The sequence below is a fragment of the Nocardia sp. genome (assembly GCF_025465275.1).
Lineage (GTDB): Bacteria > Actinomycetota > Actinomycetes > Mycobacteriales > Mycobacteriaceae > Nocardia.
The window spans coordinates 19,932-43,033 of sequence record NZ_JAODNK010000009.1; the positions used below are offsets into that span (position 1 = coordinate 19,932).

At 66.8% G+C, this 23,102-nt stretch carries 23 protein-coding genes; 9 read left to right on the forward strand and 14 right to left on the reverse strand.

What is annotated here, in order from left to right; genetic code table 11:
- The first annotated feature begins 170 nt into the window (after positions 1–170).
- The 3 genes from JWN03_RS02725 to JWN03_RS02735 are packed head-to-tail and all read left to right on the forward strand — an operon-like array spanning position 171 to position 3,580.
- Entirely contained in the window at positions 171–860 is a 690-nt protein-coding gene (locus JWN03_RS02725) for a succinate dehydrogenase cytochrome b subunit (protein WP_297609161.1), read from the forward strand.
- Between the two features lie 2 nt (positions 861–862).
- Positions 863–2,821, forward strand: coding sequence for a fumarate reductase/succinate dehydrogenase flavoprotein subunit (locus tag JWN03_RS02730; RefSeq protein WP_297609163.1), 1,959 nt, complete (start codon positions 863–865; stop codon positions 2,819–2,821).
- Between the two features lie 15 nt (positions 2,822–2,836).
- Positions 2,837–3,580 carry a succinate dehydrogenase/fumarate reductase iron-sulfur subunit gene (locus tag JWN03_RS02735; protein WP_297609165.1) on the forward strand — a complete coding sequence of 248 codons (744 nt, stop codon included), beginning with the start codon at positions 2,837–2,839 and terminating at the stop codon, positions 3,578–3,580.
- An 8-nt stretch (positions 3,581–3,588) separates the two neighbouring features.
- On the opposite strand, the gene JWN03_RS02740 is transcribed toward JWN03_RS02735, so the two are convergent.
- The 6 genes from JWN03_RS02740 to JWN03_RS02765 are packed head-to-tail and all read right to left on the reverse strand — an operon-like array spanning position 3,589 to position 8,673.
- Positions 3,589–5,007 (reverse strand): MATE family efflux transporter, encoded by a 1,419-nt coding sequence (locus JWN03_RS02740; protein ID WP_297609167.1) that lies wholly within the window; start codon positions 5,005–5,007, stop codon positions 3,589–3,591.
- Positions 5,004–5,150: a hypothetical protein gene (locus JWN03_RS02745; RefSeq protein ID WP_297609169.1), complete on the reverse strand. Its 147-nt coding sequence runs from the start codon at positions 5,148–5,150 to the stop codon at positions 5,004–5,006. Before JWN03_RS02745 ends, JWN03_RS02740 begins: the two co-directional genes overlap by 4 nt.
- Positions 5,147–6,079 carry a glucosyl-3-phosphoglycerate synthase gene (locus JWN03_RS02750; RefSeq protein ID WP_297609171.1) on the reverse strand — a complete coding sequence of 311 codons (933 nt, stop codon included), beginning with the start codon at positions 6,077–6,079 and terminating at the stop codon, positions 5,147–5,149. Before JWN03_RS02750 ends, JWN03_RS02745 begins: the two co-directional genes overlap by 4 nt.
- The gene (locus tag JWN03_RS02755; protein ID WP_297609174.1) at positions 6,076–6,420 is read right to left on the reverse strand and encodes a hypothetical protein; all 345 of its coding nucleotides are present in this window, start codon (positions 6,418–6,420) and stop codon (positions 6,076–6,078) included. Before JWN03_RS02755 ends, JWN03_RS02750 begins: the two co-directional genes overlap by 4 nt.
- Entirely contained in the window at positions 6,374–7,258 is an 885-nt protein-coding gene (locus JWN03_RS02760) for an MFS transporter (protein WP_297609177.1), read from the reverse strand. The genes JWN03_RS02755 and JWN03_RS02760 overlap by 47 nt, the downstream gene beginning before the upstream one ends.
- Positions 7,255–8,673: a condensation domain-containing protein gene (locus tag JWN03_RS02765; protein WP_297609180.1), complete on the reverse strand. Its 1,419-nt coding sequence runs from the start codon at positions 8,671–8,673 to the stop codon at positions 7,255–7,257. Before JWN03_RS02765 ends, JWN03_RS02760 begins: the two co-directional genes overlap by 4 nt.
- Before the next feature lie 255 nt (positions 8,674–8,928).
- Here JWN03_RS02765 and JWN03_RS02770 point away from each other — a divergent pair, with 255 nt between their 5' ends.
- A complete protein-coding gene (locus tag JWN03_RS02770) occupies positions 8,929–9,963 on the forward strand; it encodes an alpha/beta hydrolase (protein ID WP_297609183.1) in 1,035 nt (344 codons plus the stop codon).
- A 60-nt stretch (positions 9,964–10,023) separates the two neighbouring features.
- On the forward strand, positions 10,024–11,586 hold the full coding sequence (locus tag JWN03_RS02775) for a mucoidy inhibitor MuiA family protein (protein WP_297609186.1): 1,563 nt from the start codon (positions 10,024–10,026) through the stop codon (positions 11,584–11,586).
- A 598-nt stretch (positions 11,587–12,184) separates the two neighbouring features.
- Here JWN03_RS02775 and JWN03_RS02780 read toward each other — a convergent pair.
- The 7 genes from JWN03_RS02780 to rimP form a co-directional block, all read right to left on the reverse strand.
- Complete coding sequence (locus JWN03_RS02780; protein WP_297609189.1) at positions 12,185–13,180, reverse strand: DHH family phosphoesterase; 996 nt, start codon at positions 13,178–13,180, stop codon at positions 12,185–12,187.
- Between the two features lie 47 nt (positions 13,181–13,227).
- Positions 13,228–13,674 (reverse strand): 30S ribosome-binding factor RbfA, encoded by a 447-nt coding sequence (rbfA, locus tag JWN03_RS02785; protein ID WP_297609192.1) that lies wholly within the window; start codon positions 13,672–13,674, stop codon positions 13,228–13,230.
- A 26-nt stretch (positions 13,675–13,700) separates the two neighbouring features.
- Entirely contained in the window at positions 13,701–13,991 is a 291-nt protein-coding gene (locus tag JWN03_RS02790) for a DUF503 domain-containing protein (protein ID WP_297609229.1), read from the reverse strand.
- Between the two features lie 139 nt (positions 13,992–14,130).
- Positions 14,131–17,253, reverse strand: coding sequence for a translation initiation factor IF-2 (infB, locus tag JWN03_RS02795; protein ID WP_297609195.1), 3,123 nt, complete (start codon positions 17,251–17,253; stop codon positions 14,131–14,133).
- 108 nt (positions 17,254–17,361) lie between these two features.
- A complete protein-coding gene (locus JWN03_RS02800; RefSeq protein WP_297609198.1) occupies positions 17,362–17,697 on the reverse strand; it encodes a YlxR family protein in 336 nt (111 codons plus the stop codon).
- 129 nt (positions 17,698–17,826) lie between these two features.
- The gene (gene nusA / locus JWN03_RS02805; protein WP_297609201.1) at positions 17,827–18,855 is read right to left on the reverse strand and encodes a transcription termination factor NusA; all 1,029 of its coding nucleotides are present in this window, start codon (positions 18,853–18,855) and stop codon (positions 17,827–17,829) included.
- On the reverse strand, positions 18,852–19,496 hold the full coding sequence (gene rimP, locus JWN03_RS02810; protein ID WP_297609204.1) for a ribosome maturation factor RimP: 645 nt from the start codon (positions 19,494–19,496) through the stop codon (positions 18,852–18,854). The genes nusA and rimP overlap by 4 nt, the downstream gene beginning before the upstream one ends.
- 354 nt (positions 19,497–19,850) lie before the next feature.
- On the opposite strand from rimP, the gene JWN03_RS02815 reads away from it, so the two are divergent.
- The 4 genes from JWN03_RS02815 (at position 19,851) to JWN03_RS02830 (ending at position 22,524) form a co-directional block, all read left to right on the forward strand.
- Positions 19,851–20,333, forward strand: coding sequence for a hypothetical protein (locus tag JWN03_RS02815; protein ID WP_297609207.1), 483 nt, complete (start codon positions 19,851–19,853; stop codon positions 20,331–20,333).
- Positions 20,330–20,764, forward strand: coding sequence for a ferritin-like domain-containing protein (locus tag JWN03_RS02820; RefSeq protein WP_297609210.1), 435 nt, complete (start codon positions 20,330–20,332; stop codon positions 20,762–20,764). Before JWN03_RS02815 ends, JWN03_RS02820 begins: the two co-directional genes overlap by 4 nt.
- Positions 20,765–20,831: 67 nt before the next feature.
- On the forward strand, positions 20,832–20,960 hold the full coding sequence (locus tag JWN03_RS02825; protein WP_297609212.1) for a hypothetical protein: 129 nt from the start codon (positions 20,832–20,834) through the stop codon (positions 20,958–20,960).
- Positions 20,961–21,093: 133 nt separating this feature from the next.
- The gene (locus tag JWN03_RS02830) at positions 21,094–22,524 is read left to right on the forward strand and encodes a three-helix bundle dimerization domain-containing protein (RefSeq protein WP_297609214.1); all 1,431 of its coding nucleotides are present in this window, start codon (positions 21,094–21,096) and stop codon (positions 22,522–22,524) included.
- Positions 22,525–22,593: 69 nt separating this feature from the next.
- Here the strand turns inward: JWN03_RS02830 and JWN03_RS02835 are convergent.
- Positions 22,594–23,102 (reverse strand): His/Gly/Thr/Pro-type tRNA ligase C-terminal domain-containing protein (locus JWN03_RS02835; RefSeq protein ID WP_297609217.1); only part of this gene is annotated, 509 nt, incomplete at its 5' end.

Here is a 23,102-nt window from a genome sequence, read left to right on the forward strand (position 1 = left end):
CGGAGTCGGCGATCGCGCCGCGGCGCCTTCCGGGTGTGAAAGGCCTCACGCCACGAAACCCCTACGGTCCGTAGTAATTACGCCCGCAGCTTGCTCCATAGACGGCGGCCATCGACACCAGATCGCTGCGGACTTGGACCTGCTGAGCAGCCCGGACATATTTTCCGCAGGTGGCTATCGCAATACCCGCGCTGTACCGCTCGACGGTCGGCAAGAAAGCCGTCATGGCGGTGACCGGCGCCGTCCTCATGCTGTTCCTGCTCGCGCACATGGCCGGGAACCTCAAGATCTTTCTGGGTGATTCGGACTTCGATCACTACGCCGGGTGGCTGCGCACGCTGGGCGAGCCCGCGCTGCCCCACCGCTGGCTGCTGACCGGAATGGAGATCGTGCTCACCGCGAGCGTGATCCTGCACATGTGGTCGGCGGTCTCCCTCGCCCGCACGGCGCGGCGCGCCAGGCCCGTCCAGTACGCGGTCAAGAAGAAGTCGCACGCCCAGGGTTACGCCGTTCACACCATGCGGTACGGCGGCGTCATCATCCTGCTTTTCCTCGTGTGGCATCTGCTCGACCTGACCTTCGGGGCGGTAAACCCCAAGGGCGGCAACTCGACTCCGCATGCCAAGGTTGTCGCCGACTTCGAACCGTCGCGCTGGTACATCACGCTGTTCTACGTCGTCGCCGTGGTCCTGGTGGGCTTGCACCTGCGGCACGGCATTCGCAGCGCCTTCCAAACACTGGGCTTGGCGAGCAACCGCAGTTACGCCCGCTACGACCTGCTCGCGGCCGTCGTCTCGACGGTCCTGGTCGTCGGATTCCTGGCAGTCCCGATCGCCGTCACATTCGGATGGGTGAAGTAGTCATGAGCGAGCGAACAATCGACACAGTCGACAGTTTCTACAACAGCGGCGATCCGATCGCCGACAGCACCGCCCCGGCCGGACCGATCGCCGACCGCTGGACCACCCGCAAATTCGAGGCCCGGCTGGTCAACCCCGCGAACAAGCGGAAGAAGAAGATCATCGTCATCGGCACCGGCCTGGCAGGTGGCGCGGCCGGCGCCACGCTGGGCGAGCAGGGGTACCACGTCATCCAGTTCTGCTTCCAGGACTCCCCGCGCCGCGCCCACTCGATCGCCGCACAGGGCGGCATCAACGCCGCCAAGAACTACCGCAATGACGGCGACAGCGTGCACCGCCTGTTCTACGACACGGTCAAGGGCGGCGACTACCGTTCCCGCGAGTCGAATGTGCACCGCCTGGCCGAGATCTCCACGCAGATCATCGATCAGTGTGTGGCACAGGGTGTTCCGTTCGCCCGGGAGTACGGCGGCCTGCTCGACAACCGATCCTTCGGTGGCACACAGGTTTCCCGCACCTTCTACGCCCGCGGCCAGACAGGGCAACAGCTGCTGCTGGGCGCCTATCAGGCCCTGATGCGCCAGGTCGACACGGGCAATGTCGAACTGCACGCCCGGCACGAGATGCTCGACCTGATCATGGCCGACGGGGTGGCACGGGGTGTGGTGGTACGAGACCTCATCACCGGCGAGATCAAGTCCTATACCGCCGATGCGGTGGTGCTGGCCTCCGGCGGATACAGCAACGTCTACTTCCTGTCGACCAACGCCATGGGCTCGAATGTCACGGCCTCCTGGCGTGCGCACAAGCACGGCGCGTACTTCGCCAATCCGTGCTTCACCCAGATCCACCCGACCTGCATCCCGGTTTCGGGCCAGCACCAATCGAAGCTGACCCTCATGTCGGAGTCGCTGCGCAACGACGGCCGGGTGTGGGTGCCGGAGCAGGCCGGCGACCACCGCGAGCCCGGCGATATCCCGGAGGACGAGCGCGACTACTACCTGGAGCGCATCTACCCGGCATTCGGCAATCTGGTCCCGCGCGACATCGCTTCCCGGGCGGCCAAGAACGTTTGCGACGAGGGGCGCGGTGTGGGTCCCGGCGGGCTCGGCGTCTACCTCGACTTCGCCGACGCGATCGGGCGGCTCGGCCTGGACGCGGTAAAAGCCAAGTACGGCAACCTCTTCACGATGTACGAGCGGATCACGGGCGAGAACCCGTACGAGCGGCCCATGCGAATTTATCCCGCCGTGCACTACACGATGGGCGGCCTGTGGGTCGACTACGACCTCCGGTCGACCATCCCCGGTCTGTTCGTGATCGGCGAGGCCAACTTCTCCGATCACGGCGCCAACCGGCTCGGCGCGTCGGCGCTCATGCAGGGCCTGGCCGACGGGTACTTCGTGCTTCCCACCACTATCGGTGACTACCTTGCCCGCAGCCTCGCCGGGGACGTTCCCGATACGGCGGTCGCGGAGGCCGAGAACCGGGTCACCTCGATGATCGGCAGACTGCTGTCGATCAACGGTGACCGTACGGTCGATTCCTTTCATCGCGAACTCGGCCACATCATGTGGGAGTACTGCGGTATGGAGCGGAACGAGGAGGGGCTGCGCAAGGCACTCGACCTCATTCCCGCTCTGCGCGTGGAGTTCTGGGAGCGGGTCAATGTGCCGGGCTCGGGCGAGGATCTCAATCAGTCGCTGGAGCGTGCGGGCCGGGTGGCCGATTTCCTCGAACTGGCCGAGCTCATGGTGATCGACGCGCTGCATCGCACCGAATCCGCGGGCGGCCATTTCCGCGCCGAGTCCCGGACCGAGGACGGCGAGGCCAGGCGCGACGACCAGAACTTCTCCTATGTCGCCGCGTGGGAGTGGAACAGCGCGGGCGAGCCACCGACCCTCCACCGGGAAGCGCTGAATTTCGAGTACGTCCACCCGACCACCCGGTCCTACAAGTAATAAGGGGTGTCACACATGAAGCTCACACTGCGCATCTGGCGGCAGCGGGGTTCTCGGGACGAGGGCAGGCTGGTTGACTACCAGGTCGAGATCTCCTCCGACGCTTCGTTTCTGGAGATGCTCGATGTCCTCAACGAGCGTCTCGTCGGCGAGGGCGAGGAGCCCATCGCCTTCGACCACGACTGCCGCGAGGGCATCTGCGGCATGTGCTCGCTCGTCATCGACGGAACCCCGCACGGCCCGGAAAAGGCGACGACCACCTGCCAGTTGCACATGCGGAAGTTCGCCGACGGCGACACTATTACCGTCGAACCGTGGCGGGCCAAGGCTTTTCCCGTCGTCAAGGATTTGGTCGTCGATCGCACGGCCTTCGACAAGATCATCCAGGCGGGCGGCTACATCACCGCGCCGACCGGCGCCGCGCCCGAAGCCCACTCGGTGCCCGTGCCCAAACCCGACGCCGACTTCGCCTTCCAGGCGGCCGAATGCATCGGTTGCGGCGCCTGCGTGGCCGCCTGCCCCAATGGTTCGGCGATGCTGTTCACCGCCGCCAAGATCACCCACCTCGGCCTCCTGCCGCAGGGGCAGCCGGAGCGGTACTCCCGCGTGGTCGACATGCTGGAGACCCACGACGAACTGGGATTCGGCGGCTGCACCAATACCGGCGAGTGCACGGTCGCCTGCCCGAAGGAGATCCCCCAGGACGTGATCGGACGCCTCAACCGGGATCTCCTGCGCGCCGCCAAGAAGGGGCGCTGACCCGGGACTCAGGCCAGTCGCCCCGGCACATCCGCGCCGACCCGGGCCCAGCGGCCGGAGAGCGCTCGCCATGACACCGCGACCAGTCGCAGCACCATGAAAGCGACCAACCCCGTCCAGATTCCGGCAATGCCCCAGTCGTAGACCAGGGATAGCCAGATGGCCGGTAGGAAGCCGAGCAGTGCCGATCCGAGGGTGGCATTGCGCAGGAAGGCGGCGTCGCCCGCACCGAGCAGGACGCCGTCCAGTGCGAATACCACCCCGGCAATCGGAATGATGCCCACGAAGAACCACCACACCACGTGGGTCCGGTCCAGCACTGACGGGTCAGTGGTGAACAGATTCGGTATGACCGAGTAACCGGCCGCGAAGGCCACGGCCAGCACCACTGCGAACACCGTGGACCAGCCGGTAATACGCCGCGCCAAACCCTGTGCACCCCGCGCGTTTCCGGCCCCCAGGGCTGCGCCCACCAGGGTCTGCGCGGCAATGGCCAGCGAATCCAGGGTCAGGGCGAGGAAATTCCAGAGCTGCAGCACCAATTGGTGCGCGGCCACCGAGGGCGCCCCGAATCGGGATGCCACCGCCGCTGCCGAGACGAAGCACGCCTGAAAAGACAGACTGCGCGCGATCAAGTCCCGCCCCAGCACCAATTGCGCCTTCATGATCGCGATGTGCGGTGCCAGCGGCACTTTGGACCGCCGGAGCGCAAGTACGAACAACACGGCGGTCACCACCTGCCCCGCCAGGTTGGCCACCGCGGAGCCCTCCAATTTCAGGCGTGGCGCGCCGAGCAGCCCGTGTACCAGCACCGGGCACAGCACGCCCGAAAGCGCCAGCCCCGCAACCACATACAACAGTGGCCGCCGAGTCTGCTGCACCCCGCGCATCCAGCCGTTGCCCGCCATCGACAGCAGGATCAACGGCACTCCGAACAGCGCTATCCGCAACCAGGACGCCGCACCCGAGGCGATTTCGCTACCACCCGCGATGGCCCGTGTCACCGGCCCCGCAAACACCTGCAGCACAGCGACAATCGCCAATCCCACGCCGGCGGCAATCCAACTCGCCTGCACCCCTTCGCCGATCGCGCCGCGCTCATCCCCCGCCCCGTGCCGTCGCGAAGCCCGTGACGTCGTCCCGTAACTCAGAAACGTCAATTGTGTACTGACCTGCGCCAGAATCAATCCGCCGACAGCCAGTCCAGCCAGCGCCAGCGCTCCCAATCGGCCCACCACCGCCATATCGAACAGCAGATAGATCGGCTCGGCGATCAATACCCCGAGGGTCGGCACGGCGATCCCGAGAATCCGCCCCGGCCCGGCGGCCGCTGGATCCCCGCCGAGCCCTGACCGCGCCGACGCCGTCACGACATCGGCGAGGGCCTCCGCTGGGTCATCCCCACCCTGCTCGCCGACACCGCTCATCCGATCACCATCGCACACAGCGCCGACCGATATGCCCTCCGGCGCTGTGGCGGCCGCCGGTTTCTGGAACGGTGCAGATCCTCCTGCCAGTAGCCCCAGGAGTGCGTGCCCGTGGGCCGCAGGACGCTGTACTGCTGTTTCACGGGACTCCTCCTTCGACGGCGTACAGACTCGCCATGGGTGGCCGATCCGCGACCGACACCGGGCTGACCGTCCGCCGCCAGGACGGGCCGTCGGGCCGATACAGCGCCAGGCCGATACCCGAATCGTGGATGCCGAGCCGATCGAGCAGGGTGGCGATGAGCTGACGGCTCATGACGGCCAGTTCATGGGTGGGGCGGTTGCGATGAATGCGGGTGCCCAGATCGACCTGGGCAATGGCCTGCGCCCCGTAGCGCTGCCAGGCGTCGATGAGAATGCCGATCTCGACGCCGTAGCCGGGTGCGAAAGGGATGCCGGTCAACAGCTTTCGCGTCGCGGCGTATTCACCGCCGAGCGGTTGCAGCACCTCGCCGAGTTCGGGAGCCAGCGCGGCGAGTAGCGGGCGGGCCACCAACTGGGTGACTCGTCCGCCGCCGTCCGCATCGCCCGACAGGTCGGAGGCGAGGGGGCGGCGGTAATAACCCTTCACCAGTTCGATGTCTGCCTCGAAGAGCAGCGGGGCCAGCAGGGCCGGAACGAAGTGCGGGCTCGGCGCCAGCAGGTCGGAGTCGATGAAGACGATCAGATCGCCGGTGGTCACGGCCAGCGACCGCCACAGCACCTCACCCTTCCCCGGCACCGGTGTGATGCTCGGCATTGCCTGTTCGCGGGTGTAAACCGCTGTGGCACCGGCGGCTTCGGCAATACGAACGGTGTAATCGGTGGAACCGGAGTCGACGACGATGAGCTCGTCCACCAGCGTTCCCACCAGACCCCGGATGGATCCGAGGACTCCGGCAATGGTGGCCTGTTCGTTCAGCGCCGGCAGGACTACCGAGACGGTGCGCCCGGCCTTGCGCTCGATCAGCTCCGGTATCGACCAATCCCGCTGGAACCAGGTGACTTCGGCGGAGACGCTGCGGTAGGTCATGGATCTATCCCTTCACCCGAATCGAGAATAGTGGTGTGCCAGCCCGGCCAGATGTCGGACCAGGGGCGGAGCGGATGGTCACAGCGCCAGATGACGACGTGCTTTGTGATGCCCGGAAAACCCAGCGGGGCATTCAACCGGGATAACAGCCGAACCTCGGAAAATGTCTGGCGCAGTGTGGTTTCCGCTGCGTTGGAACCGACATAGAGCACGGTGGTCGCGGTCACCGGCGGCATTCCGAAGTAGGCGAACCCTCTGTTCGCGCTGTACACCGGCGGGAGAGCCACACCCAGCTCATCGAGAGCCGCTGCCTGCCAATAGTTCTGAGCGATGACGACCACATGCGAACTCGTGTCGGGATCCAAGCCACGTGCCGCCGCATCCACGGCGGTAACCAATTCCTCCCAGCCGCTGACACCGAACAGGCGCATACGAGTCGATATGGCGCGCTGCGTATCCGCGGACTCGCGCAGTGATGATGCGGGCAACGGGAGCAGGAAAACCGCGGCGACGGCGATCACCATCGAGCCGCCGCACCAGCCCACCGGGGTCGATCACCCCGCGCGCAGCCTGCGGATGCCGGTTCGCCAGTGCCACAGCCACACCCGCGAGTGGGACATTGATCAGGAACACCGCCCTCCAGCCCAGCCCCAGCGGATCGGCGTCCACCAGCGCACCGCCGAGCATCGGACCGGCCATGCCCGCGAGCCCGGCGACCGCGCCGTAGAGGCCGAAGGCAGTGGCACGCGCCCGCTCCGGAAATGCCCCGGTGATGATGGCGATGGTCTGGGCGGATGCCATTGCGGCGGCTATCCCTGCCACACCCCGGGCCAGCACCAATTCCGCTGGACCAGAGGCGATTCCGCACCATACCGAGGCAGCACCGAAGGCGGCCAGCGCGGCCGGGAACACGATATGCCGCCCGAACAGATCACCGATCCGGGCGGCGGTCGGCAACATACAGGCGAAAACCAGCCCGTAAGCGCTCACGATCAGCAATTCGGCCGACGAACTCGCCCCGAGATCCCGGGCCAGCGCGGGCATTGCGGTGTGCACGATGGTCAGATCCAGCATCTGCATGAAGACCGCGATCAAGCAGGCCGACAAGGCAATCCACGCACCGGGAGACCTTGCCGCAGCTCCTGGGTCACCGGTCCGGTCCGACTCCCGGACGGTCATGACAGTGCCGCAACCCGGACCGCATAGTCCCCGTCGGCGGCCACCGTCGTGACGATGGTGACCAGTTTCCGCACATACCGGTCGACCGAGGCATGCGCCTGCGGGGTGTCCGGGAACAGCAGAGTCAGGGTGGTCACATCGTTCATCCGATTGACCCAGAGGAAGACCTCGCCGGAGCTGGCATCGCTGCCGTACAGCCCGCCCTTGATGGCGTCGAACATGTCCGCACCAGCCATTTTCCGGACATCGACGTAGGACACCATGGGCGCCGAGAAGCCGGGCCGGGTCCGAATACCGAGGTCGGGCGTGACCAGCTCCAGCACCCGGTGCAGCGAGACATCCGTGAGATCCTTCGCGCGCTCGGTCGCCTCCTGCGCCGCCGCAACCAGCGCGATGAAGGTGTCCCCGGACTCCACCTGGACCACCACCGGAATGAGGTTGGTGTACCAGCCCACCGAGTCCATCTCCCCCGGCAGGAATCGGGTATTGGCCGGGGTGAGCCCGAAATAGCTTTCCTTGCCGGTCAATTCGTATTCCACGAGCGCGACCGCCGCGAACAATCCGCCGAAGAACCGCCCGCCGTGCTCCACGCACACCTGCTCGAAGTGCACCATGTCGGTCTCGTTCAGCAGCGGAATGGTGAGCTGCGCACCCCGGGTGTATCCATCGGCCCCGCCCAGGTCGAGCGGGAAGTGCGGCACCTGACCGTCATTGCGCTGCAGCAGATCCACCCACCGGCCGACCGAGGCGGACTCCAGGGTCAGCTGCCCGTTGAGACGGCGCTCCCGAGCGCAGTAGCCGATATGACCGTCGACCGGCCGCAAAGCCAGTGCGCCACCGGACAATTCGGTGCCGTAGAGCAGCAGCAGTTCCACGCACGAGAGTGCCTGTGCCACACCATCGGTGTGCAGATGATCGACTGCCGCGTACACGGTGAACGATCCGGGCCGCTCGATAATGCCGAAGGAGAAGCAATCCCATTCCGAAGGGCCCGGCGTCTCGGCCTGCACCCGTTCGCGCAGCGCACCGAGATCGGTGAACACCCCATAGGCGCTCGGCGTGAAGTCGATATCCGCCGGATCCGCCACATGCCGTATGAACCACTCACCCTGCTCCAGCACGAACCAACTGTGAAAGGTGTCGTGCCGGCGCAGGAAGGCATTCACCGTCGCGGTCATGGCCCGCTGGTCCGGCACTCCAGGAATGTCGAAAGAGATCATGCATATTCGCGAAATACGCAACGCCGCACCAGTATTGCGGTGCGTTGCCCGCAGATACGCCTCCTGCTGATACGACGGCCCCACGTCATGCGCGGGCGCCCGCCGCACCGCCGCCCGCGATTGCGGCGATGCGGTCCAGGTGGTGAGCCGGCCCGGCTCGGGATGCCAGTCGTCGAACAAACCGAATGCGACCATGATGACCCTCGATTCCTACAGCTGAGAACCACGTGTCTCCGCCGGGAAGACGTGTCCGGCAGTAACAGGTTTTCGAGTGAACGGCACTCTGCGGCCCCGTGACCAGCGCCGCGCCGAAAGTCTGTGATCATTCCCAAGCCGGTACGCCGCCGACCGGACGGTGTCCCAAAGTGTCGCGACATGCATTGTCGCGGCTTTACTTCCGCCCTAACGTCACCAGCCGACCGCTCCACTCAAGGCAATCGGAGGTCTCGGGTGAAAGCAGTAGGCCCACTTGTATCGCTCGCACTCACCCTCGCCCTGCCCTGGCTGTGCGTCGCGAGTCCAGCACGTGCGGAACCCACCACGACGGCCACGGCGCTTGCGGCCGCGCACCCCGCGCCGGACGGTTCCCACTTGACCGCGGTGACCGAGGACCCGCGCGGCATGCTCGATATGCGCGTGTACTCGACCGCCATGGACACCGACATCACGCTGAAAGTGCTTCGCGCACCGGATGGTTCGGCTCCCGCTCCCACCCTCTACCTACTCAACGGCGCCGCCGGCGGGTCGGATGCCAGCAGCTGGCCGGACCAGACCGATATCGTCGATTTCTTCCACGACAAGCAGGTCACTGTGGTCACGCCCATGGGTGGCAGTGGCAGCTACTACACCGATTGGCGCACCGACGACCCCGCGCTGGGCCGGCTGCGCTGGAGCACCTTCCTCACGCGCGAACTGCCGTCCATTATCGACTCGGCGCTGAACGGCACCGGTGCGCACGCCATCGCGGGCATCTCCATGGCAGGCACCTCGGTCTTCCAGCTCGCGCTCGACGCCCCCGGCCTGTACCGCGCCGTCGGCTCCTACAGCGGCTGCGCCCGCACCAGCGACCCGGTCGGCCGTCTGTTCGTCGATGCGGTGGTCCTGCGCTGGCACGGCGATCCCGCCGATATGTGGGGCCCGCCCGACGATCCGGCCTGGCTCGCCAATGACCCCTACCTGCACGCCGACCGGCTGCGCGGCACGCAGATCTACGTCTCCAACGGCACCGGATTTCCCGGACCCCTCGATACTCTCGACGCCCCGGGAATCACCGGTAATGCCACCAAGCTCATCGGCCAGCTCACCAGCGGCGCCGTCCTCGAAGCGATTACCGATCAGTGCGCCCTGGCACTGCGGGACCGCCTCCAGAACCTGGGCATCCCAGCCACTTTCAACCTCCGCCCCGTCGGAACCCACTCCTGGGGCTATTGGCAACAGGACCTGCACGACTCCTGGCCCATGTTCGCCCGCGCCCTACAGCGCTGACCGACACCACGGTCGAGAAAAGACCTGCACCGGAACGGGCACTCGAGGCAGGCTGGGCGCATGATCCCTCTCGAAACTGCCATCACCGCGGTCACCGTGTACCCGGACCGGGCGCGGGTTACCCGGTCCGGCAAAGCGAATCTGGTGGCGGGCGAGCACCGGATGCGAGTAGCGCCGCTGCCCACGGGCCTGCTGCACGACTCGATCCGAGTTGCCGGCCAGGGTGACGTGACTGTGCTCGGCGTCGATATCGTCACCGAGCGGCAGGCGGCGACCAGTGACGATCAGGTAGCGGAGTTGCTCGCCCGAATGCGCGAACTCGACGGCGCGATGACCGAACTCGGCGATGCCGACCGCGCCGCGGAAGCTCGTATCGCCTTCCTGAAACGGCTCGCCCAGCAGTCGGCCGAGCGGCTGGCGAAGGCCGACGAGGAGCGCGTCATCGAATTCGCTGACAGTCTCGAAGCGCAGTACGGAGCCATCCATGCCGCCCGGCGCGAACGGGAACGGCTGCGGCAGGACCACATTCGTGAGCACCAGGCGCTGGAGCGACAGCTGGCGGATCTGCGCGGGAAGAACCGGACCGACATACAGATCGCGGTAATCACCGTGGACGCCGCGCAGCCGGTGACAGTGGACCTCGAGGTGTCCTACGTGGTGCCCGGCGCGAACTGGTACAGCACCTACGATCTGCGCCTCGGCGAGGCGGGGCTGACGCTGCGCTGGTTCGGACTGGTCCGGCAGCACACCGGCGAGGACTGGCCCGAATGTCGTTTGCAGCTGTCCACCGCCCGCCCGGCGCAGGCGCTGGACGTCCCCGAATTGAATCCGTGGTTCATCAGCGCGGCGCCGCCCATGCCGCCGGTTGCCCGCAAGATGCGCAGCATGCAGTACGACACCGTGGACGCCGATATGCCGAGCTTCGCCGGAGCGCCCGGCAGTGCGGTTCCCGTCGCAGCCATGGCCGCCCCGATGCGGGAGTCGATCGCGACCGTCGAACAGGGCGTCACCGCCGCGACCTACACGCCGCAGCGCACCGTCGCGGTACCGTCCGACGGCACGGCGCACCGCACCGTCATCACGGCCCTCGATCTCGAAGCTCAACTCGATCATGTGACAGCCCCGGTACAGTCGCTGGAGGCCGTACTGCGGGCAACGGCCCGCAATACCTCCGAACACACACTCCCCGCCGGCCGCGCAGCCCTGTTCCACGACAGCGAATACGTCGGAGCCACCGACCTCGAACCCTGGGCGCCGGGCGAGGAGCGCGAACTCGCCCTCGGCGTCGACGACCGCATCCGTGTCGAACGAGACCTGCTGCGCCGCAACGCAACCAAGGCCACACTGGGATCGGCCCGCCGCACCGAGGTGGAATACGCGATCACCATCAGCAACCACGGCACCCGCCCAGCCACGGTAACCGTCCTGGACCGGCTGCCCGTCTCTCGCGACGCCGCCATCACCGTCCGCGAAACCACCACGAAGCCCCAGCCCGCCGACCGCGATGAACTCGGCGTCATCACGTGGAAGACCGACCTGGCCCCACAGGCCGAGACCACCATCACCTTCGGCTACCGGGTCGAATCCGCCAAGGGCGCAACCGTTTACGGCCTCGACGACTGACCCTCGGCCCGATCGTCGACGGCAGTGTCACGTACTGCCGTCGACGAACACCCACCCGCGACACAGCCGCAAACACCACCATCGACCGCGCGAGACAGATCAACGCCAGGCGGCTCGAGCCGCCTGGACCGCTCCCGCGAAGTCAGCCGCGTTCGGCGCATATCGCGTGCGACACGCCTTCGCGCGTATCGCACAACGCGGCTCTCGATCAAACAGTCCGGATACGCGCTGCACGAAACCGAAACGGGCTGTGCGATGGCACGAAGCAGGGCGCAATCGGGCGCACCATCGCAGACGGCCGTCCTCGGAGCAGCTCGGCCGGTCGCCTGCGGCGACCACACGCAACTTATGGTCGCGCCCGGCGCGACACTGGCATTATGCGTAGAGGAGCAGTCCGCGGAACTGGTGGGTTTCGGTTCGGCGGGGTGATCGCCCGGGCCGCAGCGAAATTCAGGAGGCAGCGAGCCTGGCGGGTGGGGTGCCCGATGGGTCGGGCGGGGTGATCGCCTGGGCCACAGCGAAATTCAGGAGGCAGCGAGCCTGGCGGGTGGGGTGCCCGATGGGTCAGGCGGGGTGATCGCCTGGGCCACAGTCGAATTCAGGGTTGAGTGAGCTCTCGGGTGAGGTTCTCGATGAGCTCGGCGGGGGTGCCTGCGGTGGAGTAGCCGGCGGCGTAGCGGTGGCCGCCACCTCCCAAAGCTCCTGCGACGCGGGCGACATCTATTCCCAGCGAGCCGTCGGCGCAGTCGTGCGAGCGCAGTGAGACCGTCCACTGCCCCGAGGTGCTGCGGGTTTCCTTGAATACGGCCGCCACCTGGGCCTCCGAGGTGGTGCGAATGAGATCGATAATGCTCTCGACCTCTTCCGAACGCACGCCGACGGTGTCCTCGCGGCGGACGAATACGTAGACCAGGCCCGCACCGTTCGCGGCGGCGCGATCGAGCTGCGCCGAGGCGAGCACGCGCGACAGCATGGGCAGCCAGGCGAAGGGGTGGGTGTCCATGAGGGTCCGGGTGATCCCGGCGCCGTCTATACCGGTGGCCAGAAGGCGCTCGGCGAGAGCGTGGGAACCGGGCCGGGCCCATTTGAACGAGCCGGTGTCGGTGACCAGACCGGCAAAGAGGCAATGCGCGATATCGCTGTCGATCGGTTCACCCCAGGCTTCCAGCACCCGGGCGACCAAACCTGCTGTGGATTCGGCATTTTCGTCGATGACGTTTACCGCACCGAAGCGGGTGTTGGAGCGGTGATGGTCCAGCACCAGGCTGATGCGGGCGCCGCCGAGGCGGTCCGCGAGCGCTCCCAGCCGACCGGCGCTGCCGCAGTCCACCGCGACCAGCACGTCCACCTCGCGCGCGACCTTGTTCGCCGGCACCAGCAATTCGGTGCCGGGCAGCCCGCGCATGGATACCGGTAGGTCCGACGGCTCGGCGAAGGAGACCTGCACCGGCACTCCCCGCCGGCGCAGCACCTGGGCCAGAGCCAGCCCGCTGCCTAGGGTGTCGGCATCGGGCTGGACATGGCAAAGCACCGTGACCGACCGGGCGGTGTCGAGTACCGACACCGCCGCGGCCAGATCGACCGGTTCAGTCACCGGCGGTCTCCTCCCCCGCAGTCTCTGCCCATGCAAAGACCCGCAGGTCAGTCTTCGTCTTTTTCGTCGTCGACCTTGTACGGATCGACGTCGCCGGCGTGGGTCGCATTCGCCGCGAACTGTGCGACACGAGCGTCGGAATCGCGGGCCCTGGCCAGCAACTCCTCCATCTCCTTCGCCACGGTCGGGACGACGTCGAGCTTGAACGCCAAGGTGGGCGTGAATTTCACGCCGGTACCGGCGCCGACCTTGGAGCGGATAATGCCCTTGGCCTTCTCCAGACCGGACGCCGCTTCGATGTAATCGGGTTCGGTGTCGAGCGTTTCGCCCCGCACCGTGTAAAAGATCGTGGCCTCTCGCAGATCACCCGTCACCTTGCAATCGGTGATGGTGACGAACCGCAGTCGCGGATCCTTGATCTCGGACTCGATCGCGGTTGCCACGATCGCGGAGATCCGCTTGGCGAGTCGGCGTGCCCTGGCTTGATCCACCATGGCTGTGCCCTCCTCACTGGTTAGATTCAGTCTTCGGGTCCGAAGACGCGGCGGCGTACCGCCAGCAACTGTAACTCCGGGCGTGCTGCCACGTGTCGTTCACACTTGTCCAGCACCTGGGTCAAATGGTCCATTCCCACACTGACCATCGCGACGCCCAGCAATGTACGCCGATGCAAATCGTGATCGCCGCCTTCTGCGGCGCTCACACCGAACTTGATCAGTTCGGCAATGATCGGGCGGATGACGGAGCGCTTCTCCTTCAGCGAATGTACGTCGCCGAGAAGTATGTCGAACTCGAGCGCTCCAACAAACAGTTTTTCAGTCATGTAATGCGCACGCACTTACCTAGAATGGCCGACGCGCTCCACGGCGTGCGCACGAACGCATCGGAATCTGTTGGTACACAACCCTGCCGGGCCGGATTGCTCCGGGCCCGGCAGGTTGTCGCACTACCTAGTCGCGCGGCTTTTCGCGAAGCTCGTAAGCCTCGACGATGTCACCTTCACGAATGTCGTTGTAGGTGAGCGTCATACCGCATTCGAAGCCCTCGCGGACCTCGGAGGCGTCATCCTTCTCACGCCGAAGCGAGGAAATGGTGACCGTCTCGGCGACAACAACGTTGTCACGCAGCAGGCGCGCCTTGGCATTGCGCTTGACCGACCCTGAGGTAACCCAGCAACCGGCGATATTGCCGACCTTGGACGAACGGAAGATCGCGCGAATTTCCGCCCGACCCAGCTCGACCTCTTCGTAGATCGGCTTGAGCAGACCCTTGAGGGCCTTCTCGATCTCGTCGATCGCCTGGTAGATGACCGAGTAGTAGCGAATGTCCACGCCTTCGCGGTTCGCCAGTTCGGTCGCCTTGCCCTCGGCCCGGACGTTGAACCCGATGATGATCGCGTTCGACGCCGACGCCAGGTTGACGTTGGTCTCGGTGACGCCACCGACACCGCGGTCGATGACGCGCAGACGCACCTCTTCGCCGACATCGATACCGAGCAGCGCCTCTTCGAGGGCCTCGACGGTACCGGAGTTGTCGCCCTTGAGGATCAGGTTCAGCTCCGAAGTCTCCTTCAGAGCGGCATCCAGATCTTCCAGGGAGATGCGCTTGCGGCTGCGTGCGGCCAGCGCATTGCGCTTACGCGCATTACGACGGTCCGCGATCTGGCGAGCGATGCGGTCTTCCTCGACAACGAGGAGGTTGTCGCCGGCGCCGGGCACCGAGGTGAAACCGATGACCTGGACGGGCCGCGACGGCAGCGCCGCCACGACGTCTTCGCCGTGCTCGTCGACCATGCGGCGCACTCGGCCGTAGGCGTCGCCCGCCACGATCGAGTCACCGACGCGCAGCGTGCCGCGCTGGATCAGGACGGTGGCCACCGGGCCACGTCCACGGTCCAGGTGGGCTTCGATGGCCACACCCTGCGCGTCCATGTCCGGGTTCGCCCGCAGATCCAAGGTGGCATCCGCGGTGAGGACGACCGCCTCGAGCAGCTGCTCGATATTGGTGCCCTGCTTCGCCGAGATGTCGACGAACATGGTCTCGCCGCCGTACTCCTCGGCGACCAGACCGTATTCGGTCAGCTGCTGGCGAATCTTCTGCGGATTCGCGCCTTCCTTATCGATCTTGTTGATCGCCACCACGATCGGCACATCAGCGGCCTGCGCGTGGTTGATGGCCTCCACCGTCTGCGGCATGACGCCGTCGTCGGCCGCGACCACGAGGATCGCGATATCGGTGGCCTTCGCACCACGGGCACGCATGGCGGTGAACGCCTCGTGGCCCGGTGTATCGATGAAGGTGATCAGTCGATCGAGCTGGTTGACATGCGTCAGCACCTGGTAGGCGCCGATGTGCTGGGTAATACCGCCGGCTTCGCCCTCACGGACGTTCGCCTGGCGGATGGTGTCCAGCAGTCGGGTCTTACCGTGATCGACGTGGCCCATGACGGTCACGACCGGCGGACGGAACTGCAGATCGTCCTCGTCGCCCTCGTCCTCGCCGTAGGTGAGGTCGAAGTTGGCGAGCAGCTCGCGGTCCTCGTCCTCCGGGGAAACCACGTGCACGACGTAGTTCATCTCCGAACCCAGCAGCTCGAGGGTCTCCTCGTTCACCGACTGGGTAGCGGTGACCATCTCACCGAGGTTGAACAGCGCCTGGACCAGCGAGGCCGGGTTGGCGTTGATCTTGTCGGCGAAGTCGGACAGCGACGCGCCACGGGCGAGACGAATGACCTCGCCGTTGCCGCGGGGCAGACGCACGCCGCCGACGGCCGGAGCCTGCATGCTCTCGTACTCGGCGCGCTTCGCCCGCTTCGACTTACGACCCTTGCGGACCGCGCCACCCGGACGACCGAAGGCACCCGCGGCACCGCCACGACCACCACCGGAACCGGGACGGCCACCGCCGCCACCGCCGGGACGACCGCGGAAACCACCCGCGGCTGCGCCACCGGCACCCGGAGCACCTGCACCGGCACCCGGAGCACCGCCCTGGCCACCGCGGTACGGACCGCCGGCACCGGCCGGACGACCGGCGCCACCACCGGGACGCGGACCACCCTGACCCGGACCACCGGGGCGACCGCCACCGGGAGCCGGACGGGCCGCACGCGACGGCATAGCGCCGGGGTTGGGACGAGGAGGCATCGAGCCGGGGTTCGGACGACCGGCGCCACCGGGACGGGGACCGCCCTGACCGGCAGCCGGACGCGGACCACCCTGACCCGGAGCCGGACGACCGGCGCCACCGGGACGCGGACCACCCTGACCCTGACCCTGACCCTGACCGCCCTGGCCCTGACCCGGGCGCGCGCCCTGGCCGGGACCCGGACGCGGACCACCCTGGCCGGGGGCCGGACGGGCATTGCCCTGACCCGGAGCCGGACGCGGGGCGGGACGCTCGGGAGCGGAAGAGAAGGGGTTGTTGCCGACGCGCGGGGCCTTCGGACCCGGCTTCGGGCCGGCCGGACGCGGAGCACTCGGGGCCGGAGCGGCGGACTGTGCAGCCGCGGCCGGAGCCTCGGGCGCCGGAGCCGGCTGGGCCGGACGGGGAGCGCTCGGGGTCGGACGCTGACCCTGCTGCTGCGGTGCGGCAGCCGCGGCCGGAGCCTCGGAAACCGCTGCGGGAGCGGGGGTTTCACGGACGGCCGGCTTGGGAGCCGGAGCAGCCGGACGGGGCGCACCGGGACGCGGGCCGGAGGCCTCGACGGCGGCCGCCGGGGCGACCTGCTCGGCCGCGGCCGGAGCCTTCGGTGCTACTGGTGCGGCCGCGGCCGGAGCCGGCGCGGACGGACGGGGCGCACCGGGACGCGGTCCCGAGGTTGCGCCGGGGGCCGGCTTGGCAGCCGGACGCGGGGCCTGGTCGCCGGGCTTACCGGCGGCCGGCTTTGCGGCGCCGTTCGCCGGGGTGCTCTTCGGGGCGACGGACTCCCGCAGGCGACGTGCGACGGGTGCTTCCACCGTCGACGACGCGGACTTTACGAACTCGCCCTGCTCCTTGAGCCTTGCGAGTAGTTCCTTGCTCGTGACACCGAGTTCTTTAGCCAACTCGTGCACGCGGGCCTTGCCTGCCACTGCTCTCCTCACTGAGAGGTCGAGCGCGACAACCCTTTTGGGAAGGGAGGCCCGCACGACCCCAGATTAATTCCGATGGTCGATCATCGTTGGTGCTTCACGGTGTGCTCATGAGTGCTCGTGCCTGTTCTCTACGTAATGCTCCAGGGCTGAGATATCCAGATGTCCGGACACTCGTAGTGCTCTGCCGAATGCTCGGCGCCGAACTGCTTGGCTCAGACAAGCCGAAGAGGGGTGCAACCAGGCACCCCTTCCGGGCAGTCTACGCCTCGGATCGGGAACGACCGCAGTCTCCTGCGCCACGATCCGCAATAGTTCAGCGGCTAGCACTTGTTTCCGGCATCCGATGCAGGTCCGCACGGGTGCTGATCTTGATTGCTCCCGTCCAGCGCGCAAAGAAGCCGGAGACTCGCGCTGAGCCTTCGTCCACTCTACCGCTGTCATGTCCCGATCTCCGCATCCGTACCCCTGGGAAGTTACCAAGCTGTCATCCGAGAGGTCTGTTTCACAAATCTCGGGACCTACCGGGGCCGATTCGTGCTACAAGATCAACCCCGGTGTGGGCCCGGTGCCTCAGCTCCGATGGGCTTCGGAGCGCACCGACCCGGCCACATCGGGGGCCGCATCGCTGCGAATATCGATACGCCAGCCGGTGAGACGAGCTGCGAGGCGGGCATTCTGGCCCTCCTTGCCGATCGCCAGCGAGAGCTGGAAGTCCGGCACCACGACCCGGGCCGCGCGGGCGTCGGGATCCACGATGGTGACGGAGACAACTTTCGACGGGGACAGTGCATTCCCGACGAAGGTGGCCGGATCCTCGGCGTAATCGATGATGTCGATCTTCTCGCCGGCCAGCTCGCTCATCACATTGCGCACGCGCTGACCCATCGGGCCGATGCAGGCGCCCTTGGCGTTCACGCCGGAGACGGTGGAGCGGACCGCGATCTTGGAGCGGTGTCCGGCCTCGCGGGCCACGGCGGTGATTTCCACCGAACCGTCCGCGATTTCCGGCACTTCGAGCGCGAACAGGCGGCGTACCAGGTTCGGGTGGGTGCGCGAGAGGGTGATCTGCGGACCGCGCGGGCCGCGGGAGACGCCGACCACGTAGCACTTGATGCGGTCGCCGTGCTCGTAGGTTTCGCCGGGCACCTGCTCGGCGGGCGGGATGACGCCCTCGGTGCCGTTCGCCTCGCTGCCGATGCGCACCACGATGGTGCCGCGCGCGTTCATGCGGGCGTCGCGCTGGATCACACCGCCGACGATGTCGCCCTCATGGGTGGCGAAGTCACCGAAGGACTTCTCGTTCTCGGCATCACGCAGCCGCTGCAGCACCACCTGGCGGGCGGTGGTGGCGGCGATGCGGCCGAAACCCTCTGGGGTGTCGTCCCATTCGGAGATGACATTGCTGTCGGCGTCGACCTCGCGGGCCATTACGCGCACCACACCGGTCTTCTGGTTGATGTCGATGCGGGCGTTCGCCTCGTGGCCGTCGGTGTGCCGATAGGCGGTGATCAAGGCGGACTCGATCGCGGAGATCACGGTCTCCATCGAGATCCCCTTGTCGGCGACTATCGCGCGCAGGGCTTCGATTTCGATGTTCATTCCACGATCCCTTCGGTCGGTGAATCGGATACTGCTTCGTCTTCGGGTACTGCTGCTGCGCCTTCGTCCAGGGGTACCTCCTGCGCACCCGGCCGCGGACGGCCCGGTGCGACTCCCCCGGCTAGCTCGAGTTCGGCGATGCCGGGCGGCGCGAACTCCACCTGGACCACGGCGAACTCGATTCCGGCCAGCGGCACCGTCACCCGGTGTGGCTTCCGCTTACCGCCCAGGACCAGCGCCACCTCGGTCTCGGTGGCGGCTCCCACGCGGGCCTCGAAGCGCGCCTTGCCCTTCTCCTCCGGGGATTCGACGCCCGGGCGGAGAGTGACCTTCACCTTGCGGCCGCGGGCCCGCCGCCAGTGGCGTAGCTCGGTGAGGGGTCGATCGATGCCGGGGGTGCTGACCTCCAGCAGATACGGGGTCTCGCCGAAGTCGCCTGCCTCGTCGAGGGTCGCCGAAATTTCCGAACTCAGCTCTGCGACGGCGTTCAGTGGGGCGGCTTCGTCACTGTCGACTGTCACCGTCACCTTGGCATGCGCGGTACCGGCGGCCGAAATCGAAACGCCCTCGAGGTCGAATCCCCGGCGTTCGACGAGCCCAGCAACGAGCTGGCTCACCCTTTCCTCGGTCGGCATCGGCATCTGGGGCGGCTCCTGGTTCAGTTGTCACGGGTTGAAGTTGTGTGGTGCGGGCGTCTGGGGTGGTGCTGTCCAGAGTTCGGCGAATTAGCGCACCGAAGGTCTAGCGTAACGCGCGGAAAGAGTGTAAAAGACCAGCCGATGCTCTCGACTTCGGTATGGTCGGCGCTGCCGGAACGGTGGCGTGTCCAGCGGCGACGCGCCCATTCCTGCGACATATCGATCGAGATCACAGCCTATCGGACGGCCCTGACGCGGCGGGCGCGCTCCACCGGCTGGCACCATGTACCCGTGCCCCGCAGTCAGAGCCGCCAGACAGGCGGCGTTCCGCTCACGCCCGACCCTCCCGTTCGTACCGTGGACCGCCGTGCCGTGCTGCGCCTCGCCGGTGGTGGCGCCTTCGCTTTCGCGGCCATCGGCACGCTGACCGCGTGCGCGAAGGACGACACCCCGGCGCCTCCGGATCCGCTGCTGGCACAGGAACTGTCGGCCCGCACCGACGCCGCGGTCGCGACCGCCGCCATTGCCGTCAACCCCACGCTGGCCGGCGCATTGCAGACGATCGCCACCCAGCGCGGTGCGCATGCCGATGCGCTGCGCACCGAAATCGACCGCGCCATAGGCGTTTACGGCGACGGCACCACACCCAGCCGCCGTGTCGCACCGGTCACCCCCACCGTCGCGGTCCCGCCGCCGCCGGTGAATCAGCTGCGCACCAACCTGACTCAGGCCCAGCGTGCCGCCGCCGATCTGTCGGTCACGCTCACCGGCTACCGTGCCGGTCTGCTCGGTTCCATCAGCGCGTCCTGCGCCACCCACGCGGGGGTCCTGCTCGCATGACCACACCTGACCAGCAGGCGCTCACCGATGCGTTGAGCGCCGAATACGCCGCTGTCTACGCGTACGGCGTCATTGCCGCCTACGCCAATCACGACCGCGACAAGCTCGTCTCCGAATCCACTGCGGCACACCGGGCCCGGCGTGATGGGACCATCGACACCCTGAAGTCGCTCGGCGCGAACGCCCCGGCTCCGGCCGCCGCCTATACGACCCCGTTCGTCATCGACGACCCGATTCCGGCCGCCAAACTCGCGGTAACGGTCGAGTCGGATACGGCGGCGGCGTGGCGATCCGCGGTGGAACGCGCCGACACCCCCGAAATCCGGCATATCGCCCTCGACGCTCTCACCGAAACCGCCATGCGACTGGCCACCTGGCAGTCCATCCTGGGCGCCAACCCGGTGACGGTCGCCTTCCCCGGTCAAGCCTGATAGCAGCCCGATAGCCTCGAACGTTTGCCCGCACCGGGCGCGGGCATTCGTTTCGTCGGCGCACCGCATGCCCACCCCCCAGGCGTATGCGCGGGTGGGTGCGGCTCGGCTGGCCTTCGACAGTCCGGTCGGCGGGGTGTGGCCCAGCGATCATTTCGGGCTCGCGGTCGATCTCGAAATCGGCCTGCTCGACTGATTCGGCACGGAGACAATTATTCTCGACCCCTCCCGGTCCGAACTCATCGGCGAATACCGGTAAGGTCGGACCGACGTGGTCAGGTGCATTATCCTGCCGCGCAATCAATTCCGATGTGAGTCGAGGAGAGACTGTGGCGGTAGATACTGCCCGGGAAGAAAAAGCACTGCGCGCGCTGACAAATCGCCTGGTAGACGACTACGGCGACGCGCATTCGAAGGAACGTGTCGAGGCCGTGGTGGGGACGGTGCGGCGACGGTTCGACGGGCATTCGATACGCGATTTCATTCCCATTTTGATCGAGCGAATTGCGCGGCGGGAGTTGGATCCAGCTGCGACGGAAACCGGTATCGAACAATCGGTTACGGAAAATACGACAGCAATTCCATTGGGCGACAATTCGAATTCGGCGAGTCGTCATCTGTTCGACACCTTGGACCGATTGGGCACGGCCGCACGAGGTTTGGGCGGCCGGCCGCGCCGGACGGTGCTGATCGGTGCGGGTGCGCTGCTGGCGGTGATCGCGGTGGTGGCTGTTGTCGCTGTGCAGCAGCCGGATTCGGGGCCGGTGAGCGCGGGCCCGGTGCCGTTGACCATGCTGCGTGGCGTGGTGGGTTCGGAGAAGGTGGCGTTCTTCGAGGATCCGAAGGTCGCCGACGTGCTGGCCAAACACGGATTGCGGGTGCAGGTCGATCCCGCGGGATCGCGGCAGATCGCGACCTCGGTGGATCTTGCCAAGTACGACTTCGCCTTCCCGTCGAGTGCGGCGGCCGCCGAGCGAATCCAGCGCGAGCGGGGGGTGAGCGGCAAGTACACGCCGTTCTCCTCCCCCATGGTCATCGCCACCTTCAAGCCGATCGCGGACCTGCTGACCCAGACCGGCATCGTACAGCCCGGCGCGACAACAACATTCGACGTCGAGAAGTATCTCGCCCTCGCCGAGCAGGGCACGCAGTGGGATCAGCTGGCAGGTAACACCGCCTATCCGGTCCGCAAAAACGTGCTGGTGGCCACCACCGACCCGCGGACTTCCAACTCCGCCGCGATGTACCTGGCGGTGACCGCCTACGTCGCCAATGACAACACCATCGTGCGCGGGACCAAGGCCGAAGACTATGCGGTGTCCCGCATTTCGCGCCTGTTCACCCGCCAGGGCTACACCGAGTCCAGCAGTGACGGACCGTTCAAGGACTACCTGGCCAATGGGATGGGCCCGGTGCCGATGGCCTGGGTCTACGAAGCCCAGTACGTGGACGCCGCCGTCCACGGCCAGTTGAAGCCCGACATGGTGCTGATGTACCCGAAGCCGACCGTCCTGTCCCAGCACACCGTGGTACCGCTGAACGACAAGGGCGATCAGATCGGCAAGCTGCTGACCACCGACCCGGATCTGCAACGTCTCGCGGCCGAACACGGCTTCCGGCCAAATAATCCGAGCCTGTTCACGAAAGTCACCGCCGAGCACCAGGTTCCGGTGGACACCAACCTCGTCAATGTGGTGGACCCGCCGAACTACGACACCCTCGAGCACCTGCTCGACGATGTCGCCAAGGCATACAACTGAGCTGAGACAACAAGCCGCGCATCACCGAGTGTGATGCGCGGCTTGTTTTTTCGTTATCGGGCAGGTCGGTCAGCCGCGCACCTTGGCGACGATGGACGCTACGGCCGATTCGGCCGGGAGCTCATCGGCGGTGCCGGCGAAGCGGTCGCGCAGTTCGAGCTTGCCCTCGGCCCAGCCGCGGCCGATGACGACCACGAGGGGCATGCCGAGCAGCTCGGCGTCCTTGAACTTGACGCCCGGGGAGGCCTTGCGGTCGTCGAAGAGCACCTCGAGACCCTGCGAGTTCAGTTCCGCCACAATCTGTTCGGCGCCCTCACGAGCGCCCTCGTCCTTATTGGCGATGACCACGTGCACGTCGTAGGGCGCGACAACCTGGGGCCAGCGCAGGCCCTTGTCGTCGTGCATCTGCTCGGCGATGACGGCCATCATGCGGGAGACGCCGAGACCGTAAGAGCCCATGGTCAGGCGCACCGGCTTACCGTTCTCGCCGAGCACGTCGACCTCGAAGGAGTCGGTGTACTTCTGGCCGAGCTGGAAGATGTGGCCGATCTCGATGCCGCGCGCGGCCTCCAGGACGC

What these genes read in the sequence shown, in the direction of transcription:
- JWN03_RS02730 (WP_297609163.1), top strand. Translation starts at nt 863, where the DNA reads ATGAGCGAGCGAACAATCGACACAGTCGACAGTTTCTACAACAGCGGC.
- JWN03_RS02775 (WP_297609186.1), top strand. Translation starts at nt 10,024, where the DNA reads ATGATCCCTCTCGAAACTGCCATCACCGCGGTCACCGTGTACCCGGAC.
- JWN03_RS02740 (WP_297609167.1), bottom strand. Translation starts at nt 5,007, where the DNA reads ATGAGCGGTGTCGGCGAGCAGGGTGGGGATGACCCAGCGGAGGCCCTC.
- JWN03_RS02820 (WP_297609210.1), top strand. Translation starts at nt 20,330, where the DNA reads ATGACCACACCTGACCAGCAGGCGCTCACCGATGCGTTGAGCGCCGAA.
- JWN03_RS02800 (WP_297609198.1), bottom strand. Translation starts at nt 17,697, where the DNA reads ATGACAGCGGTAGAGTGGACGAAGGCTCAGCGCGAGTCTCCGGCTTCT.
- JWN03_RS02760 (WP_297609177.1), bottom strand. Translation starts at nt 7,258, where the DNA reads ATGACCGTCCGGGAGTCGGACCGGACCGGTGACCCAGGAGCTGCGGCA.
- rimP (WP_297609204.1), bottom strand. Translation starts at nt 19,496, where the DNA reads ATGCCGATGCCGACCGAGGAAAGGGTGAGCCAGCTCGTTGCTGGGCTC.
- JWN03_RS02750 (WP_297609171.1), bottom strand. Translation starts at nt 6,079, where the DNA reads ATGACCTACCGCAGCGTCTCCGCCGAAGTCACCTGGTTCCAGCGGGAT.
- rbfA (WP_297609192.1), bottom strand. Translation starts at nt 13,674, where the DNA reads ATGGTGGATCAAGCCAGGGCACGCCGACTCGCCAAGCGGATCTCCGCG.
- JWN03_RS02765 (WP_297609180.1), bottom strand. Translation starts at nt 8,673, where the DNA reads ATGGTCGCATTCGGTTTGTTCGACGACTGGCATCCCGAGCCGGGCCGG.
- nusA (WP_297609201.1), bottom strand. Translation starts at nt 18,855, where the DNA reads ATGAACATCGAAATCGAAGCCCTGCGCGCGATAGTCGCCGACAAGGGG.
- JWN03_RS02825 (WP_297609212.1), top strand. Translation starts at nt 20,832, where the DNA reads ATGCCCACCCCCCAGGCGTATGCGCGGGTGGGTGCGGCTCGGCTGGCC.
- JWN03_RS02735 (WP_297609165.1), top strand. Translation starts at nt 2,837, where the DNA reads ATGAAGCTCACACTGCGCATCTGGCGGCAGCGGGGTTCTCGGGACGAG.